At 35.1% G+C, this 18,075-nt stretch carries 12 protein-coding genes and 1 tRNA gene; 8 read left to right on the top strand and 5 right to left on the bottom strand.

Translation table 11 applies throughout. The annotated features are described in order from the left end of the window. Window positions 1-10 precede the first annotated feature (10 nt). The 5 genes from BM246_RS08015 to BM246_RS07995 all read right to left on the bottom strand — a co-directional run bounded on the left by BM246_RS08015 (window position 11) and on the right by BM246_RS07995 (window position 5,914). Window positions 11-1,576, bottom strand: coding sequence for a solute:sodium symporter family transporter (locus tag BM246_RS08015; protein WP_074937181.1), 1,566 nt, complete (start codon window positions 1,574-1,576; stop codon window positions 11-13). A gap of 229 nt (window positions 1,577-1,805) precedes the next feature. Next, window positions 1,806-2,492, bottom strand: a complete 687-nt coding sequence (locus tag BM246_RS08010; protein WP_074937007.1) for an NUDIX hydrolase — start codon at window positions 2,490-2,492, stop codon at window positions 1,806-1,808. 40 nt (window positions 2,493-2,532) lie between these two features. Continuing rightward, window positions 2,533-3,189, bottom strand: a complete 657-nt coding sequence (gene fsa, locus BM246_RS08005) for a fructose-6-phosphate aldolase (RefSeq protein ID WP_042502600.1) — start codon at window positions 3,187-3,189, stop codon at window positions 2,533-2,535. An 82-nt stretch (window positions 3,190-3,271) separates the two neighbouring features. Next, complete coding sequence (locus BM246_RS08000; RefSeq protein WP_042496799.1) at window positions 3,272-5,308, bottom strand: transketolase family protein; 2,037 nt, start codon at window positions 5,306-5,308, stop codon at window positions 3,272-3,274. A gap of 524 nt (window positions 5,309-5,832) precedes the next feature. After that, window positions 5,833-5,914 (bottom strand) — tRNA-Leu (locus tag BM246_RS07995). 103 nt (window positions 5,915-6,017) lie between these two features. Between BM246_RS07995 and BM246_RS07990 the strand changes: the two genes are divergently transcribed. The 8 genes from BM246_RS07990 to BM246_RS07955 all read left to right on the top strand — a co-directional run bounded on the left by BM246_RS07990 (window position 6,018) and on the right by BM246_RS07955 (window position 18,066). Further along, on the top strand, window positions 6,018-7,406 hold the full coding sequence (locus tag BM246_RS07990) for a dipeptidase (protein ID WP_042502598.1): 1,389 nt from the start codon (window positions 6,018-6,020) through the stop codon (window positions 7,404-7,406). Between the two features lie 298 nt (window positions 7,407-7,704). Further along, window positions 7,705-8,571: a DMT family transporter gene (locus BM246_RS07985; RefSeq protein WP_042502597.1), complete on the top strand. Its 867-nt coding sequence runs from the start codon at window positions 7,705-7,707 to the stop codon at window positions 8,569-8,571. Between the two features lie 99 nt (window positions 8,572-8,670). Then, a complete protein-coding gene (locus tag BM246_RS07980; protein WP_074937005.1) occupies window positions 8,671-9,276 on the top strand; it encodes an RNA polymerase sigma-70 factor in 606 nt (201 codons plus the stop codon). 221 nt (window positions 9,277-9,497) lie between these two features. Beyond that, complete coding sequence (locus BM246_RS07975; protein ID WP_074937002.1) at window positions 9,498-10,607, top strand: FecR domain-containing protein; 1,110 nt, start codon at window positions 9,498-9,500, stop codon at window positions 10,605-10,607. Between the two features lie 3 nt (window positions 10,608-10,610). After that, window positions 10,611-13,970, top strand: a complete 3,360-nt coding sequence (locus tag BM246_RS07970; protein ID WP_074937000.1) for a SusC/RagA family TonB-linked outer membrane protein — start codon at window positions 10,611-10,613, stop codon at window positions 13,968-13,970. Between the two features lie 4 nt (window positions 13,971-13,974). Further along, window positions 13,975-15,453 carry a RagB/SusD family nutrient uptake outer membrane protein gene (locus tag BM246_RS07965; protein WP_074936998.1) on the top strand — a complete coding sequence of 493 codons (1,479 nt, stop codon included), beginning with the start codon at window positions 13,975-13,977 and terminating at the stop codon, window positions 15,451-15,453. Next, window positions 15,440-16,918 (top strand): hypothetical protein, encoded by a 1,479-nt coding sequence (locus tag BM246_RS07960; RefSeq protein WP_074936996.1) that lies wholly within the window; start codon window positions 15,440-15,442, stop codon window positions 16,916-16,918. The genes BM246_RS07965 and BM246_RS07960 overlap by 14 nt, the downstream gene beginning before the upstream one ends. 2 nt (window positions 16,919-16,920) lie before the next feature. Further along, window positions 16,921-18,066: a cytochrome-c peroxidase gene (locus tag BM246_RS07955; RefSeq protein WP_074936994.1), complete on the top strand. Its 1,146-nt coding sequence runs from the start codon at window positions 16,921-16,923 to the stop codon at window positions 18,064-18,066. Window positions 18,067-18,075 lie beyond the last annotated feature (9 nt).

Here is an 18,075-nt window from a genome sequence, read left to right as displayed (position 1 = left end):
TATTTCATTTTTAAGACATTGCAACATATAAAGCAATAACTAGAGCTACAACAATAGCACCAACTGGTTTTAAGTACCTCCAATTTGTAATATCTACCTGCTTAGTATATTCTTGTACGAAATCTGTTTCTCTAGGAATAAAGTAACTAATTACAAACATAACAACCACTGTTAACACAAAAAGAATACCCATTAAGTGCAAGAAACTAATGTCTGGTTCAATACCGTATAGTGTTACTAAATAAGTTACTACACTAATTAATATAGCGATGTTTGCAGCTTTCCCAGAAACACGTTTAGAAAATACACCTACAATTACAATAGCTAAAATTGGCACACTATGTGTTCCGTTTAGTTGTTGTAAATAAGTAAAAATACCTCCTTCTACACCATACAATAAAGGTGCAATACCTATAGAAAATATAGCTAAAATAATACCGAATATTTTTCCGGCTTTTACTACTTGTAATTCCGTAGCTTCTTTATTTATATATTCCTTGTAGAAATCTAAACCAAAAAGTGTTACAGAGCTATTTAAAGCACTATTAAATGAACTTAGAATGGCACCAAAAAGTACTGCTGCAAAGAAACCAATATAGGCTACAGGTAATACTTTTTTCACTAGCATTGGGTAGGCTTCATCGGCATTTGCCAAATCGCCATTAAAAATATAATAAGCAATAATACCAGGAAGCACCACAATAATTGGCCCTAATATTTTTATAAAAGCCGCTATTAAAAGTCCTTTTTGACCTTCTTTTAAATTCTTAGCACCCAAGGCACGTTGAATAATAGCTTGGTTGGTTCCCCAGTAATAGAAATTTAATATAACCATACCTGTGAAAAGTGTCCAAAAAGGAACATCAGAATCTGGCCCTCCAATAATATCAAACTTTTCAGGAAGCGCAGTTGTTAAGGTATCTAACCCCGTAAACATGTTTCCATCACCAATATACATTAATCCAAATATAGGAATTAGCGAACCTCCAATAATTAACCCTACGGCATTAATAGAATCTGATACTGCAACAGCTTTAAGGCCTCCAAAAACAGCATAAATACTACCAATAACCCCAATAGAAATTACAGTAACCCAAAGCGTAGCTTCTGGCCCCATACCAATCATTTCGGGTATGTCGAACATGGTATTTAACGCCAACGCTCCCGAGTATAAAACAGTAGGCAACATAGATATAGCATACCCTAAAAGAAATAAAAGTGAAACAATTGTTTTTGTTGTTTTACCGTAACGATTTTCTAAAAACTGAGGAATAGTTGCAATACCACTTTTAAGGTACTTAGGTAACAATACAAAAGCAGTAAAAACCATAGCAATAGCTGCTAAAACTTCGTATGCCATAATAGGTGCTCCATCTCTAAATGATACACCATTCATTCCAACAATTTGCTCGGTTGATAGGTTAGTAAGTAATAATGAACCAGCGATAACCGGCCCTGTAAGGCTACGGCCACCAAGAAAGTAACCATCGGAAGATGTTTCGTCTGTTTTTCGTGTTGACCACCACGCAATAAGCGCAACTAGCAAAGTAAATCCTGCAAAAGAGATAATAGCCATCATAATATTTTAAAGTTTGGTTTAGTTAATGTTTCATTATTTTACTTAAAGAAAAATAATAGGCGCTACAATGTCATAAAAAAAATTGAAACAACCGTACTGATGTATACTTTTTTTATTCAACTATAAGCTTAAAACAAGTATAACTTATTGATAATTTGTACAAATCATAAAAATTAATGTAACAGAAAAACGTACAGTTTTAACCAAAAAAAAATCTGTAATTAAATTACAGATTAAAGTTTTGTTCATTTTCAAATAAAGTTTCATCAAAGCGATATAAAAAAGCTCCCCTTCGAGACTCCGACATATCTTTCTCATCGAGCCTCACTAAATACTTCATTTGAGCGACTTTTCTACGAAAATTTCTTTTGTCTAATTCTTCATCTAAAATCCCCTCATAAAGCACTTGCAATTGTGGTAAAGTAAATTTTGGAGGTAATAAATTGAAGGCAATTGGAAAGTTTCTAACCCTACGACGCATTCTTTTAATGGCAATATCAACCATATCATTATGGTCGAAAATAAGTTCTGGAACTTCGGTTATTGGAAACCATTGTGCATTGTACTTGCTAATTTTATCCTCGGTATAACGTGATTTTAAAATCATGGCGCTATAGGTTGAAGATATAATACGATCGAACGAACAGCGATCGACCTTTCCGAAGGTTTTAATTTGCTCCATATAAATATCTTGCAAACCAGATAAATCGGATAGTATCCTATTGGCAGCTTCGTCCAAATCTTCATCGAAGCCAACAAAACCGCCAATTAGAGACCATTTTCCCTTTTCGGGATTTTCTTTCTTTTTAATTAACAACAACTCTAGTTTGTTATCATTAAATCCGAAAATAATACAATCTACTGCTACCTTAATTTGCTGAATGTTGCTATTTGTGCTGTTCGATTTAATCATTCAGTTAAAAGTAAAAATTCAACAAATTAGTATACAGTTATTATTGATTTCCTTTATTGTAATCTTCTAAAAATTTAGCTAAACCACTATCAGTTAAAGGGTGTTTTAATAAACCTGTAATTGAAGATAAAGGTCCTGTCATAACATCCGAACCTAATTTAGCACAGTTAATTACGTGCATAGTGTGACGTATAGAAGCTGCTAATATTTGAGTTTGAAAACCGTAGTTATCATAAATCATTCTAATTTCATCGATAAGGTTTAAACCATCTGTAGAAATATCGTCTAAACGACCTAAGAAAGGAGATACGTAAGTTGCTCCAGCTTTTGCTGCTAATAAGGCTTGCCCTGCAGAAAACACTAAAGTTACGTTAGTTCTAATACCTTTATCAGAGAAATACTTACAAGCTTTTACACCATCGGCAATCATAGGTAATTTCACTACAATTTGTGGGTGTAAAGCCGCTAAAGCTTCACCTTCTTTTACCATACCATCAAAATCGGTAGAGATTACCTCAGCAGAAACATCACCATCTACTAAATCACAAATTTTTTGGTAATGTGCTAAAATATTTTCAGAACCAGTGATTCCTTCTTTCGCCATTAATGACGGGTTTGTTGTTACACCATCTAAAACGCCTAAAGCTTGTGCTTCTGCAATTTCACCTAGATTTGCTGTGTCAATAAAAAATTTCATATTGTTAGTTGTTATTGTTTTATTAATTGAATACACTACACCTAAAACATAAATAAGTTTTAGGTGCGGTATACTTTAATTTTTAAACTGTTTTTAAATACTCTAATACTTGGTTACTTACTTTTTCGCCAGTAAAACCAAATTTATCATCTAGTACAGATGCTGGTGCAGAATAACCGAAGTGCTCTAAACCAAACACTTTACCATTAGCGCCAACTAATCCTTCTAAGTTTACAGGTAAACCAGCTGTTAAACCAAATAATGGCGTGTTAGCAGGAATTACAGAGTTTTGGTATGCTTTAGATTGTAATCTAAAAACACCTTCTGAAATTACCGAGGCAATATTCACTTTTAAGTTATTTTGAGATTCTAATATTTCGGCTGCTGCAAATAATGTAGCAACTTCAGACCCGTTTGCAATTAAAACTACATCTGGATTTTCAACTTCTTTTACTAAATAACCACCTTTTTCTGCAGCTAAAGCCTCTTCATATCTTGAAGATCCTTGAGGTTCGATATCTTTAATACCCTGACGAGAAAGTATTAAACCAGTTGGTGTGTTTTTATTTTCTAAAGCCATTTTCCAAGCTACGCTTGTTTCTGCAGAATCTGCAGGACGTAATGCTAAGAAACTTGGGTTTCCGCTATGGTTCTTCAATTTTTCTAATAAACGAATTTGAGCTTCTTGCTCAACAGGTTGGTGTGTTGGTCCATCTTCACCTACCCTAAAAGCATCGTGAGTCCAAACATATTTTACACCTAATTCTTGAATACCACTTAAACGAATAGCTGGTTTCATATAATCTGAAAACACAAAGAATGTTGCTACAACCGGAATAATTCCGCCGTGAAGCGCAATACCATTTGCTATACAAGCCATGGTTAACTCAGCAACACCTGCTTGTAAGAACGACCCTGTGAAATCACCTTTTTTAAGGGCGTGCGTTTTCTTTAAGAATCCGTCAGTTTTATCAGAGTTTGATAAATCGGCAGAAGAAACAATCATGTTTTCTACATTTTCGGCTAAGTACCCTAAAATACCAGAAGATGCAGCTCTTGTTGCTAAACCTGCTTTATGTTCTACTGAAGCAAAATCTAATTCTGGTAACTCACCAGAAAGGAAGAAATCTAATTTTGTAGCTAAAGCTTCGTTTGCTATTCTCCAAGTTGCTATTTCTGCTTTCTTTTCAGCAGCTTTTGCTGTTTTTTCTGCAACTAAGTTTTTATAAAATTCTTGAACGTCATCGAAAATATCAAAAGGACTTTCAGTATTTGCTCCTAAATTAGCTAAGGTTTTTGCGTAATCTGCTCCAGTAGCTCCAATAGGCTGTCCGTGTAATTCACAATGTCCTTCAAACATGCTACCATCTGCAGTAACACAACCTTTACCCATTATTGTTTTACCAATAATTAATGTTGGTTTTTCAGTCTGGTTATTAGCATCTGTTAATGCTTTTCTTATTTCATCGTGGTTATGGCCATCGATAGTTACTACATTCCAACCCCAAGCTTCATACTTCATTGCGGTATCTTCTGTAGTTACCTCATCTGTAGGTGTAGATAGTTGAATATCGTTAGAATCGAAAAACATAATAAAGTTACTCAACCCTAAATGCCCAGCAATACGCCCAGCACCTTGAGAAATTTCTTCTTGAATACCTCCATCAGAAATAAAACCATATATTTTATGATTCATCCAATCTCCAAAACGTGCTTCTAAAAACTTAGCTGCAATTGCTGCTCCCACACCCATAGTGTGCCCTTGACCTAATGGTCCAGATGTATTTTCAATACCACGTTTTACATCAACTTCTGGGTGACCTGGTGTAATAGAACCCCATTGTCTGAAATTAGCAACATCATCCTTTGCATAGTTACCTAATAGGTAATATTGTGCATACATTAAGGTTGATAAGTGACCAGCATCCATGAAAAAACGATCTCTAAACGCCCATTCCATGTCTGTTGGATCATAATTAAAGAACTCTGAATACAGGATGTGCATAAAATCTCCTCCACCCATTGGACCACCTGGATGACCTGATTTCGCTTTTTCTACCATTGCTACAGCTAATGCTCTAATATTATCTGCTGCTCGTTGATCAATTTGTTTGTTCATTTTAAATTTATGGTTAATTTTTAATAACTCTAACTTTAATAGGTTTGCTATTTCAAAAACAATTAAAACCGTTATAAAATAGCATGATGCAAATGTAGTAATTAAAAAATAATTAAGTGTCGACAAAACACTTAATTTTTAAAACGCTAAATTTTGCGCCGTAAAAATACATCTAATTAAACGATAGGCATAATAAACATGTAACGTTTTATACAACAAATGAAGCTTTTTGTTAATAATTTTAGTTTTAAATTGAATATTTAAAAGATAATTAGCCTTATTATTTTTATTTCACAGAAATACCTTCTTATAAACGTGAAATTTTTAATTGAACCAAAAAAGGAAAATTTAAGATGAAGCGCTCTAATATGTAATCTTATTCCGAAGAATTTGCAACACCACAAATTTCAACACATCGAATTTGTAATGCAATATGGTTTTATTTTGAAGCCATAAAAACCGAAACATCAAACTATTAAACACAAAAAAGCCGACTAAAAATTAGTCGGCTTTTTTTGTTACTGTGCGGGCGGGGAGACTCGAACTCCCACACCGTGAGGCACTAGATCCTAAGTCTAGCGTGTCTACCAATTCCACCACGCCCGCTTAAGGACTGCAAATATAAACAAGATTTTCAAATTGCAAACTTCTTTGACTAAAAAAACATTCTTTTTTTTATACTTTTGATAAAATAAAGAAAAACAAGCCCATGAACAGTATTCAAAACTACATATTAGAGCACAAAAATAGATTTTTAGACGAACTCATCGAGCTCCTTAAAATTCCATCTATTAGTGCAGACTCCGCATACAAAACCGATGTATTAAAAACAGCCGATGCTGTAAAACTAAGATTAGAACAAGCAGGATGCGATAACGTAGAAATTTGCGAGACAGATGGCTACCCTATTGTTTACGGACAAAAAATAATAGATAAAAACCTGCCAACTGTACTTGTTTATGGGCATTACGATGTACAACCGCCAGATCCAATAAATCTTTGGGATTCACCTCCATTTGAACCCGTTATTAAAAAAACAGAAAAACATCCCGACGGTGCTATTTTTGCACGTGGTGCTTGCGACGATAAAGGCCAAATGTACATGCATGTAAAAGCTATGGAATTTATGACTTCCACTAACCAACTGCCATGCAACGTAAAATTCATGATAGAAGGCGAAGAAGAAGTTGGCAGCGCTAACCTAGCCACCTTTGTAAAAAACAACCACAATAAACTTAAAAACGACGTTATTCTAATTTCCGACACCGGAATGATTGCTAACGATGTGCCATCAATAACCACAGGTTTACGCGGCTTAAGTTATGTAGAAGTCGAAGTTACGGGTCCGAATCGCGATTTACACTCCGGACTTTACGGTGGCGCTGTAGCCAACCCAATAAACGTGCTAACAAAAATGATTGCTTCATTACACGACGAAGACAATCACATCACCATTCCTGGTTTTTACGATAACGTAGAAGATCTCTCTATAGAAGAGCGCGCCCAAATGGCAAAAGCACCTTTCAGTTTAGAAAATTACAAAAAAGCATTAGACATCAACGCTGTTTATGGCGAAACAGGTTACACCACAAACGAGCGCAACGCTATACGCCCAACACTAGATGTTAACGGTATCTGGGGTGGCTACACTGGTGAAGGCGCAAAAACTGTAATAGCCAGTAAAGCTTACGCCAAAATATCTATGCGCTTAGTACCAAACCAAGATTGGAAAAACATCACACAACTTTTCAAAACTCATTTCGAGAGTATTGCACCCCAAGGCGTAACCGTAAAAGTAACACCACATCACGGTGGCCAAGGCTACGTAACACCAATAGATAGCATAGGTTACAAAGCCGCAAGCCATGCCTACCAAGACACTTTCGGAAAAGCGCCAATACCACAACGTAGCGGCGGTAGCATACCAATTGTTGCACTATTCGAACAAGAATTAAAAAGTAAAACCATACTCATGGGCTTTGGTTTAGACAGCGATGCCATACACTCACCAAACGAACATTTCGGAGTTTGGAACTACTTAAAAGGCATAGAAACCATTCCGTTATTCTATAAATATTTCACCGAGTTTTCAAAATAAATAATTTGGGCGTTACCACAACCTCGCTTTTAAGGGCGAGGTTATGGTCGGGCTTTATTCGTACATTCTTATTTTAAATTAAAGAAGTCATGAATATAAATATTTCGGCAGTCGCTTTTTTGCACACCAAGTTCAGTTCTATTTATTTTTCACAAAGGTCAAACCAAGTTTCATCTTAATTAAGACAATATAAGCTCGTGCAAAAAGAGCTTCAACAAAGCCTCAATCCCTAACGTGCGCCAATCCTGCACAATTAGTAATCCAAACAAAGTAAGTAGCATATTTGCAACACACACAAATGAAAAACCAACACAACAATCATTTATTTCTACTCGCTTTAGCCACATTACTTATTAGCACATCTGGCACATTAGGTAAATTTATAGACTTGCCGACACCCGTAATTATATGGGGACGCAGCGCGATAGCCGCAGTATTTCTATTCGCGTTTTGTTGGTATAAAAAATTCAGCATCAAAATAAAATCAAAAAAAGATGCCCCTACCATAATTTTAGGCGCTTCACTTTTAGCACTGCATTGGGTAACCTACTTTTATGCATTAAAATTATCTAACGTTGCCATAGGCATGCTTGCCATGTTTACATTTCCGGTAATAACCGCATTACTCGAACCTTTTTTTACTAAATCGAAATTAAACCCAATACACATACTATTAGGTTTTATGGTTTTACTAGGCGTCTATATATTAGCGCCAGATTTAAACCTAGAAAATACGCACCTAAAAGGAATTCTTTACGGTATATTTTCAGCCTTATGCTACGCTTTAAGAAACCTTATTTTAAAAGGCCATGTAGATAATTATAACGGGACCGTACTTATGACGCAGCAAGCCATAATAGTTGCCATAATACTTATTCCTGTTATGTTCACCATGGATATTAGTAATTTGCAAACCCAATTCCCCTATCTTATTATTTTAGGTTTAGTAACTACAGCCATTGGGCATTCGTTATTTATTGGTAGCTTAAAACATTTTTCAGTAAGTACCGCAAGTATCATTGGTAGCGCACAACCTATATGTGGTATTATAATCGCATTTTTCTTTTTAAACGAGATACCTACCATAAATACTTTTATAGGTGGCGCCTTAATTTTGGCTACGGTTGTTATCGAAAGTATTCGATCTAGAAAGGCTAATTCTTAATAAAATAGCACACTTTATCAGTCCATAGTGCTTGTTTTCTTAAAAATTGTATTTTTGGTGTTCATCACTTTTAAACAAAGTGTCTCTTTACAGCTCTCAATGCACGATTATAGCAAAACCGAATTACTCAACTTTAAAAACCTAAAATCGGGTAACGAGAAGGCTTTTGAGTATTTCTTTAATAAATATTATAGTCATATTTTAGGGTTTTGCATTCAATTTATTTACGACAAACCCCAATCTTCGGGCATAACTCAAGATGCCTTTTTAAACCTATGGCTCAATAAAGGTAAAATTGAAAAAGTTAGTGGCGTAGAGTCTTTTTTATATACCTATGCCAAATCTAAATGCTTAAACGCTATTAGACACAACCAGGTTAAAGAACGATATAAGAGTAAAACATTAAATGAAAAAGAACGAGAATTAGATTTCGATATTTTAAATTCTATGAGTTTCGACACCTTAGCTTTATCGGAATTAGAAGACTTAATCTCAAAATCTATTGAAAACCTACCTGAAAAAACAAAAGTGATATTCTTAAAAAAACGCTTCGAAAACAAAAAAAACCAAGATATAGCCAACGAATTAAATGTTACCGTAAAAACTGTTGAAGCTCACATGACCAAAGCTTTGAAAATTTTAAGATTAAATTTATCCGATTACCTTCCTCTAGTTCTTATTACGCTTATCCTATCTAAACACTAAACAAAACTAGTATTCCGCTTTAAGCGACATCACATTTACTTCCTTTTAAAGCATCAAATATTTATCTGTCTACCATCCGGTAAAGTCAATAATTATTATACTTTTGCAATTATTTTTAATAAGTCTAAATAAGAATAATTTTATTTTTTAGGGTTTTTAAATATTGGCGTGTACTCATTATTGTAGTACCAACTAAAAAAACCAAATAAAATTAGCACATCATGATTTCGAATTTAATAACTAAATATTTAAATGGCGATGCCACTGAAAAAGAAGTTGAATTAATTTTTGAGTGGATTGATGCGTCCGAAGCTAACAAAAAGGAATTTATAGCCTTAAAAAAAGCATGGGCATTAACCGAAGTTTCCAATACAGACAAAGACTTAGCATGGAAAGCACTTCAAAATAAAATACCCAAAGCAAAACCTACTAAATATAAAGTATGGATTAAGTATGCTGCCGTTTTAGTTCTATTCATAGCTATCGGTAGATTGGTATGGATTAACACTAACCAAACCCCAGAACCAAACAACACTATTGTTTTAGAAATTGAAGGCAGCAGTATTAAACTAGACTCCTTGATCCAACATGTTACAGACCAATCGGGAGAAGTTATTGCTGAACAAAATAATAACGAAATTATATATAAAACATCAAAAACATCAGCTCCTATCGAGTATCACACTTTAAATATTCCGTTAGGCAAAACATTTAAAGTCACATTATCCGATGGCACAAAAGTGTACTTAAACTCCGGAACTACCTTTAAATACCCAAAACAATTTAGCAACAACAGTAACCGCTTAGTGTATTTAACTGGTGAAGCTTTTTTTGAAGTTAAAGAAGACAAGGCAAATCCTTTTATAGTTAACATAAACGATATAGCAGTAAAAGTTTTAGGTACGAAATTTAATGTAAATGCTTATCCAGAAAACTCAACAACCTCATGTGTTTTAGTAGAAGGATCGGTTCAAGTTTACAATCTAAACAACAGCAATAACAACGCGTTAATAACACCTAACCATAAAGCAACATGGAACCCTGCATCTAAGGTTTTTAACTTAAAACAAGTAAACACACATTTGTATACCGCCTGGATACATGGAGAAATTATTCTTGATTCAGCACATTTTAGCTCTTTTTCCAAAAAGTTAGAACGCGCTTTTAATGTAAAAATAATTAATAACAACAGCTTACTAGAAGCTCAAGAATTTAGCGGAACAATAAACTTCAAAACATCGAGCCTAGCCGACATATTGGATTTACTAAAGTTCGATACATATTTTGATTACAGCATAGAAGACAACCAAATAATAATTAGCAACAATTAATAGATGAAGCATTTTTTGAACCAACATGTAAAAGTACTAATTCTCGCCTTTGGAATTATTTTGCTTTGCAACAGTGCTAACGCACAATCTAATACCATTTCAATTAACGCCACAGAGCAACCTTTTGGATCGGTTTTAAAATTAATAGAGCAACAATCTACATACCGCTCTATTTATAATGCAAACAAAATAGACCTCAACAAAAAGGTAAGCCTAAATGTGAGCAACGTAAGTCTAGAAATAGCATTAAACAAATTGCTAGAAAACACAGAACTCACCTACGTTATAAAAAACAACCAAATACTTCTGGTTGAAAAACAAATAACTTACACTCCTACCGTCACTAAAAACACAGAGCAAAGGTTAATATCTGGAGTTGTTTATACTAGCCCCGACAACCTTCCTTTACCTGGTGCTACGGTATTAATAAAAGGCACAAAACGAGGTGCTATAACCAATTTTAATGGTGAGTTCACTTATCGATTACAAGGCAACAACCTCAACAGCATAGAACTTGAGGCACATTATTTAGGCATGCAAACCATTACTCAGGTCGTTGGAGATAAATCTAAATTTGCGTTTTACTTAAAGGAAGCTGCTGATGAACTCGACCAGGTGGTTATTACATCATCTTACGGAACAAAAACACTTAGAGAAGAAATTGTTGGAAGTATAGAAACGCTTAATGCTAAAGATATTGCGGTAGATCAGGCTTCGGAAAGTATTGATAAAATGGTAGACGGGCAAATAGCCGGTGTTTATATTGAAAATACATCTGGAATAGGCGGGCCGGTAAGTATCAACATTCGCGGACAAGGTAGTTTAACACCTTTAAACGGTGCTGTATACGGAACATCAACACAACCGCTTATTATTATTGATGGTGTTATTATGGCCGAAGAAATGGCTATAGACAACAACTTTTTTGATGCTAACGGAAGTTCTTCCGAAGATTTATCGAATCCATTATCCCAAATTTCTCCCGAAAACATTGAAAGTTTCACGGTTCTAAAAGATGCCGCTGCCGTTAGTATTTATGGTGCCGATGCCGCCAATGGTGTTATTTTAATTACCACAAAAAAAGGAAAAAAAGGCTCAGCTAAATTTGGGTTTTCATCACAATTAGGAATTTCATCTGCAATTAATCAAATTGAATATTTAAGTGGCTCTCAATACCACGAACTGAGAAATGAATACTTAAAAAACACAACCATTGGATACACACCAACACCTTACAACGGCGTAGACACCGATTGGTTTAACTTACTGAATGGCACAGGAGTTTACAACAAATATAACTTTAGCGTATCTGGAGCTTCGGAAGCCTTTTCATACCGTACGAGTTTAACCTATAAAGAAATAGACGAACCTCAAAAAGGGAATACCAACAAACAGTTAAACGCAAGTATTAACTTAGGGTATCGTCATAAAAAATTAGACATCAACTTATCTTTAAGTCCGAGCTACGTTGCAAAAGATGCCCCAAACATTTATTACAGCTATGCTTTTGCACCAACCTTATCGCCTTATAACGAAGATGGTTCTTATGCTAATGTTGGTGTTACCGGCTTAGGTAATCCATTAGCAGCTATTGATCAAAACAAAAACACTTCTAATAGTTATGGTATGCTAGGAAGCTTACAAGCTACTTATCATATTACAAAAGACTTAAACATATCGTCTCTTTTTGGTCTTTCTTACAGAGATAAGGAACAAGACCGTTATTTTTCTGGAGAAAATGAAAGCGGTCAACTTAATGGTAGTTTTACGCTAAATGATATATCCTACCCCCTCTATGGTCGTCGCTTAATAAACAACAGACACACCAATAAATGGAACTGGCAAACACGAGCGCTTTATAACAAACAAATAACCGAAAACAGCGCTTTCGATGGTATTTTTGGTGTTGAACTTACAGAAGAAAATGTCGACCTCGATTATGCTTCTGGTCGTGGCTTTGTAAACCCCAATATTATAAACGGCGTTACCGATGCGGTTCAAGATGATGATCCTTCAACGACTGACGATGAATCTACAGGTAACCAAACCTATAGTTCGGATATTAGCAATAACTCTAAAGTATCACTCTTTTCACAACTTAATTACAATTACAAAAAACGCTATTTTATTCTCGCAAATTTTAGGCGAGACCAAAGTTCTGTTTTTGGAGACGATACTAATGTGGCCTACACAGGAGGTGCTGGTGTAAGTTGGATTTTATCTAACGAGAATTTTTTAAACACTAATAATTGGGTTGATTTATTAAAACTTAAATTAAGCTACGGAACTACAGGAAACTCTAGAATAGGCTCTTACCGTTCTAAAGGCTTATACACCATTGATGATAATGGCTATAACAATTTAAACATCGCCTACCCATCTGCAGCTCCTAACGGCGAACTGAGTTGGGAAAAGAACAAAAAATTTAATGCAGGTTTAAATTTTAACTTTTTAAACACGGTTAGCGTTACGCTTGAATATTATTACGACGATATTAAAGACCTTATTACAAGTAGAAACATACCTTCTGAAACAGGCTATAGCTCCATCCAAATTAACGCTGCAAGCATGTACAATAAAGGGCTAGAACTATCAACAAGTTTTAAATGGTTTCAAAAAGAAAATTTTAAATGGACCACTTCATTCAACATTTCTACACTACAAAGTGAAGTTACAGAGCTTAAAGGTTTAGGAAGTGAGTTTTCAACTTCAGAAATTGCATTGGCACAAAAAGTAGGCTATAGTACTTCTACTATTTGGGGTATTAAATGGGCAGGTATCGATCCTGCTACAGGGCGTGATTTACTTAAAAAAGATGGCGAAATTTACGACGCCGTAACTTACAATAGCTTATTTAGCAGTGCCGATTGGGTTCCTATTGGAGATTATCAGCCCGACGCATACGGTGGTTTCAACAACACATTTACCTTCAATAATAACTTAAGTTTATCTATTCGAGGAAGCTTTCAAATAGGAGGTGATTATTTAGCAGAAGATGAACTTATTGCCAAATACAATATTACTTCAAACAGAAACCTATCGGTTAACGCTTATGATTACTGGAGAAACCAAGGCGATGTTGCTCTAAACCCAATTGTAACCAGTAACAACCCAACCATTTCTAATTACGATAAGTACCTATACGACGCTACGTCTTTAAGAATAAGTAACGTGAATTTAAACTATAGCTTTCCGCAAAATAGCGTTAGTTTTTTAGATGCATTATCTATTTATACCGATGTTTCTAATGTGCTTTATTGGTATAAGGAAAAAAGCCTGAATGGCAGAAACGGTATTAGTGAATTTAGATTTAGCTACCCACAAGCCAGAACAATTTCAATAGGATTAAACGCAAAATTTTAAGGTGATGATACAAACAAAACAACTCAAGCAATTTTCGAAACACACCCTAATAGCTTTGCTACTAACTTGCTTTAATTGCAGTAGCTTTTTAGAACAAGAACCAGGGTCTCAAACATCTATCACAGAATTATTAGACACTACAGATGGTGTGGTAACCGCACTAAATGGTGCTTATCATGATTTAGAAGCCAACGTTAGAGGCGAGCGCTATGCCACTTACGCCGATATGCAAGCTGGCAATATCACCTTTACACCAACAGAAACGGGTAATAATACGGGGCAAATTACGGTACCTTTTAATATAGAAAACGTTTACAACTTTACAGATATAGCAGATGACAGTAATTTAGACGGGTTTTATGATGACAGCTACGATATTATAAATCAAACAAATCTTATTCTAGAATATGTGAATGCACTAACAGATTCTAATGATAATATAAAAAATCAAATAAGAGCCGAAGCCTTAACCATTAGAGCTTATGTTCACTTTATATTATCGCAAGTATATGCGCAAAATTATGGTTATACTGCAGATGCTAGTCATTTAGGACTCGTATACAGCAAAACAACCTTAACCAACGGCATTACGTACCCATCTAGAGAAACCTTAGCAACAACCTACGATTTAATTATTGACGATTTAACTTCAGCAATAAACAACTACTCCAACACTTTACTTTTAGATGGACCAACCTATTCTTATTTCAATAAAGTAAGCACTCAAGCTTTACTTGCTCGAGTTTACATTTCTAAATACGATTGGCAAAATGCTTACGATTTGGCAAATGAAGTGATTCTGAATTCTGGAAAAACACTAACACCTTCGGAAGATTATATAGCAGAATGGGAAAAAACAGACTTACCAATTTCTGAAGTATTGCTAGAGTTTTCAATTCCGCGGGATACTGGCGGTACAGTTGGTGGCTCACTATCGAGTTCTTATGGTTTTACCTCAACTATAGATTATGCAGACTATGTAGCCTCGGAAGATTTACTAAACCTTTTTGAAACTAACGATTTGCGAGGACAACTTTTTCTTGAAACCAATTTACCAACCTTAATTGATGGTGAATTAGAAGATCGCCCCTATTATTTCACCAAAAAATTTCAAGATAACCCAGGCTTTGTAGCCATCAGATTAAGTGAAATGTATTTAATAAGAGCCGAAGCATCATTAGGACTTGAAAACCTAGAAGATTGTAAAGACGACATCAATATATTAAGAAACCGAGCAAATGCCACACTATTAACGGAGACTACCAATTTAGAGGATGCACTTTTATTAGAACGCCGAAAAGAAATGTGTTTTGAAGCTCAATATTTATTCGATTTAGCGAGGTTTCAACAAAATATTGTAAGAGGTGCAGACTGCGTATCGCAAACTTGCAACTTAATTTATCCTTCAGGAAAATACATACTTCCTATACCAGATAGCAACATCGAACTTAACTCTAATTTACAGCAAAATGACACATACTAAAACCATATTAGCCATAGCAACCGTTTTTACCATGATGTTTTCATGCTCTAAAAATGATGATAACACAGCCGATAACGTGCCTAGTTATGTTCGGTTTAATTTTTTAACCAACAGCAACAACGAACCATTAGAATACCCACAAGTAAGCAGTGCCATTATACCAAGCGTTAGTTATACAAACACAGGGGTTAACACTTTAAAAGTACCTGTAACTCTAACATCTTACACCTTAGAAAACGAAGTAACTGTAAATTACAGCGCTGTATCTTCCTCTAATGAAGACTTGTTTACTATCAGTCCGGTAAACCAAGTTTCGTTTCAAAACAATCAATTAACCGATACCATTTATATCAACTTTAATAAACGATGGTCTAGCGAAGAAAGCATCATTTTAAACCTAGAATCGGTATCAGACCCTTCGATAAATTTAGGCAACTTAAATTCAAATGAAACTAATACAGAATTCACTATTAATTTAGAGCCTATTACAACCACCTATACATTTCTGGCAAACAGAATTGAAATTACAGGTGCAGCAGGTGAACAAATAGACTTTGCCGTAAATTTTCCTAACGGATATCTTCCTTCGGAAATTGAAACCTCAGATATTTTTAAATTTTTAAACGGCTTCGATTATAGCATTGAGCCAATAGATATAGGAGAAAACACTTCGACTATAAACTACAGAATGACTTTAAATGAATCTATTGAAAATGATGATGTATTATACCAAACCATTATTACGCTAATTGATAGCGAAAACTACACAACCACCGGAAATAGCACCCTGCAAATTGTAAAGCCTATTAAGTCTGATCGTGATGTTACTGTTAATATAGCAGCGAATTTCTACAATTTATCAGATTCATTTTATCGCACCTACATAGAGCATTGGAACGATTTTAATGAAGATGGCGAATGCGTTTGGCAATCTACTTTTGCTTTCACCTACCCTATTGTTGTAGAATCTACAAACCCTAACGCTGTACTTTATAGCGATAATGGCACTGCCGATCCGCTAGACGACATTTACCATCATGCCTTTCAAATTGGTTTCGATAGCCCTATTGCAACCACTACTACAAACGCATTCAACTTAAAAAGATACTTTAGTAACGAGAGCACAAGTAGAGCAAACTCTCCTGGATTTAATACCACACCTGCTATAGAGTTTTTCCCAGAAAACGGAACAAGCACAACTAACGGTTCTATTTTAATAATCCCTCAGTTTTTAACCATTTCTAACAAAAGTGACGAAAGTTTTTCTTTTGCTATTTCAGGTGAAGGTACTTACGAAGAAGTAAGCCCAGGTATTTTCGAACTTAAATTTCAACTAAACCTGACTAACGACGCCATTTTCGGAGGTACAATCACTTCAGAATACCGCTTATACAACACTAGCAGTTATACCGACCCCGAAGATTTAACTACTAACAACTGCATTACAGAATACATACTAGAATAACCATGAGAAACAACCTAATTTTATCCTTATTTATTTGTGTTTTTATATGTTCATGCAAAACAGAACATAAAAACGAATACACCAATATTGCAGACTTAAAAGCAATTTACTCTAGTGGAGATATTACTAAATGGCCTGCGCCAAATTTAGATAGTACAGTAAACAAAGAAACTTTTAAAGATATTGGCGCTTTACCCAAATTACAACATCCAGAATACAACCCGTTTAGTCAAGAAAAATCTAAACTCGGTAAAACACTCTTTTTCGACCCAAGATTATCGGTTAGCGGACAAATAGCATGTGCGTCTTGCCACAACCCAGAATTAGCATGGACGGATAATTCCACGCGTTCTTTTGGTCACGATCGTCAAACTGGAGCGCGAAATTCTATGACTATTTTAAATTCTGGTTTTGCGCACAGCCTCTTTTGGGATGGTCGCGCTTCTAGCTTAGAAGACCAAGCCAGGTTTCCTATTGGAGACCCTTTAGAGATGAATGAAAAACTCAATATTGCCGTTGATAAAATAGCCGAAATAGAAGGTTACAAACCCTTGTTTGAAGCAGCCTTTGGAAATGACACCATTTCATTAGAACGTATTCAATTTGCCATAGCAACCTTTGAACGTACCGTAAACAGTTACAAAACAAGGTTCGATAAGTTTGTTGAAGGCGATTCTACAAAACTTAACAATCAAGAGGTGTTAGGACTGCATGTATTCCGTACAAAAGGAAGATGTATCAATTGCCACAACACACCTTACTTCTCTGACAACCAATTTCATAACGACGGACAAACCTTGTTTGGAACAAAAGATGAAGATTTTGGTCGCTACAACGTTACCAAAAACATGGATGATATTGGAAAAATTAGAACTCCAACATTAAGAGAAGTTGCCAGAACTGGCCCTTGGATGCATAATGGACACTTCCCTAGTTTATTAGATGTTGTTCAATTTTACAACCTTGGCAACCCTGCAGTTGTTCAGAAAAAATACTTAGGTAAAGGGCGCGACTCTTTAATACCTACAAACTCGCCGATCTTAAAAAAATTAGATCTAGAAAAAAATGAAATTGAAGCCTTAATCGCTTTCATGGAAACCTTGTCTTCTAGCCGAGGTAGAACATTAATACCACAACTTCCTCAATAAATTTTTATT

Source organism: Algibacter lectus (genome assembly GCF_900112395.1).
Taxonomy (GTDB): domain Bacteria; phylum Bacteroidota; class Bacteroidia; order Flavobacteriales; family Flavobacteriaceae; genus Algibacter; species Algibacter lectus.
The sequence above is the reverse complement of the archived record's forward strand: the minus strand, read 5'-3'. Positions and strand labels throughout refer to the sequence as shown.

What these genes read in the sequence shown, in the direction of transcription:
- BM246_RS07985 (WP_042502597.1), top strand. Translation starts at nt 7,705, where the DNA reads ATGAAAAACCAACACAACAATCATTTATTTCTACTCGCTTTAGCCACA.
- BM246_RS07965 (WP_074936998.1), top strand. Translation starts at nt 13,975, where the DNA reads ATGATACAAACAAAACAACTCAAGCAATTTTCGAAACACACCCTAATA.
- BM246_RS07960 (WP_074936996.1), top strand. Translation starts at nt 15,440, where the DNA reads ATGACACATACTAAAACCATATTAGCCATAGCAACCGTTTTTACCATG.
- fsa (WP_042502600.1), bottom strand. Translation starts at nt 3,189, where the DNA reads ATGAAATTTTTTATTGACACAGCAAATCTAGGTGAAATTGCAGAAGCA.
- BM246_RS07970 (WP_074937000.1), top strand. Translation starts at nt 10,611, where the DNA reads ATGAAGCATTTTTTGAACCAACATGTAAAAGTACTAATTCTCGCCTTT.
- BM246_RS08010 (WP_074937007.1), bottom strand. Translation starts at nt 2,492, where the DNA reads ATGATTAAATCGAACAGCACAAATAGCAACATTCAGCAAATTAAGGTA.
- BM246_RS08015 (WP_074937181.1), bottom strand. Translation starts at nt 1,576, where the DNA reads ATGGCTATTATCTCTTTTGCAGGATTTACTTTGCTAGTTGCGCTTATT.
- BM246_RS07955 (WP_074936994.1), top strand. Translation starts at nt 16,921, where the DNA reads ATGAGAAACAACCTAATTTTATCCTTATTTATTTGTGTTTTTATATGT.
- BM246_RS07990 (WP_042502598.1), top strand. Translation starts at nt 6,018, where the DNA reads ATGAACAGTATTCAAAACTACATATTAGAGCACAAAAATAGATTTTTA.
- BM246_RS07980 (WP_074937005.1), top strand. Translation starts at nt 8,671, where the DNA reads ATGCACGATTATAGCAAAACCGAATTACTCAACTTTAAAAACCTAAAA.
- BM246_RS08000 (WP_042496799.1), bottom strand. Translation starts at nt 5,308, where the DNA reads ATGAACAAACAAATTGATCAACGAGCAGCAGATAATATTAGAGCATTA.
- BM246_RS07975 (WP_074937002.1), top strand. Translation starts at nt 9,498, where the DNA reads ATGATTTCGAATTTAATAACTAAATATTTAAATGGCGATGCCACTGAA.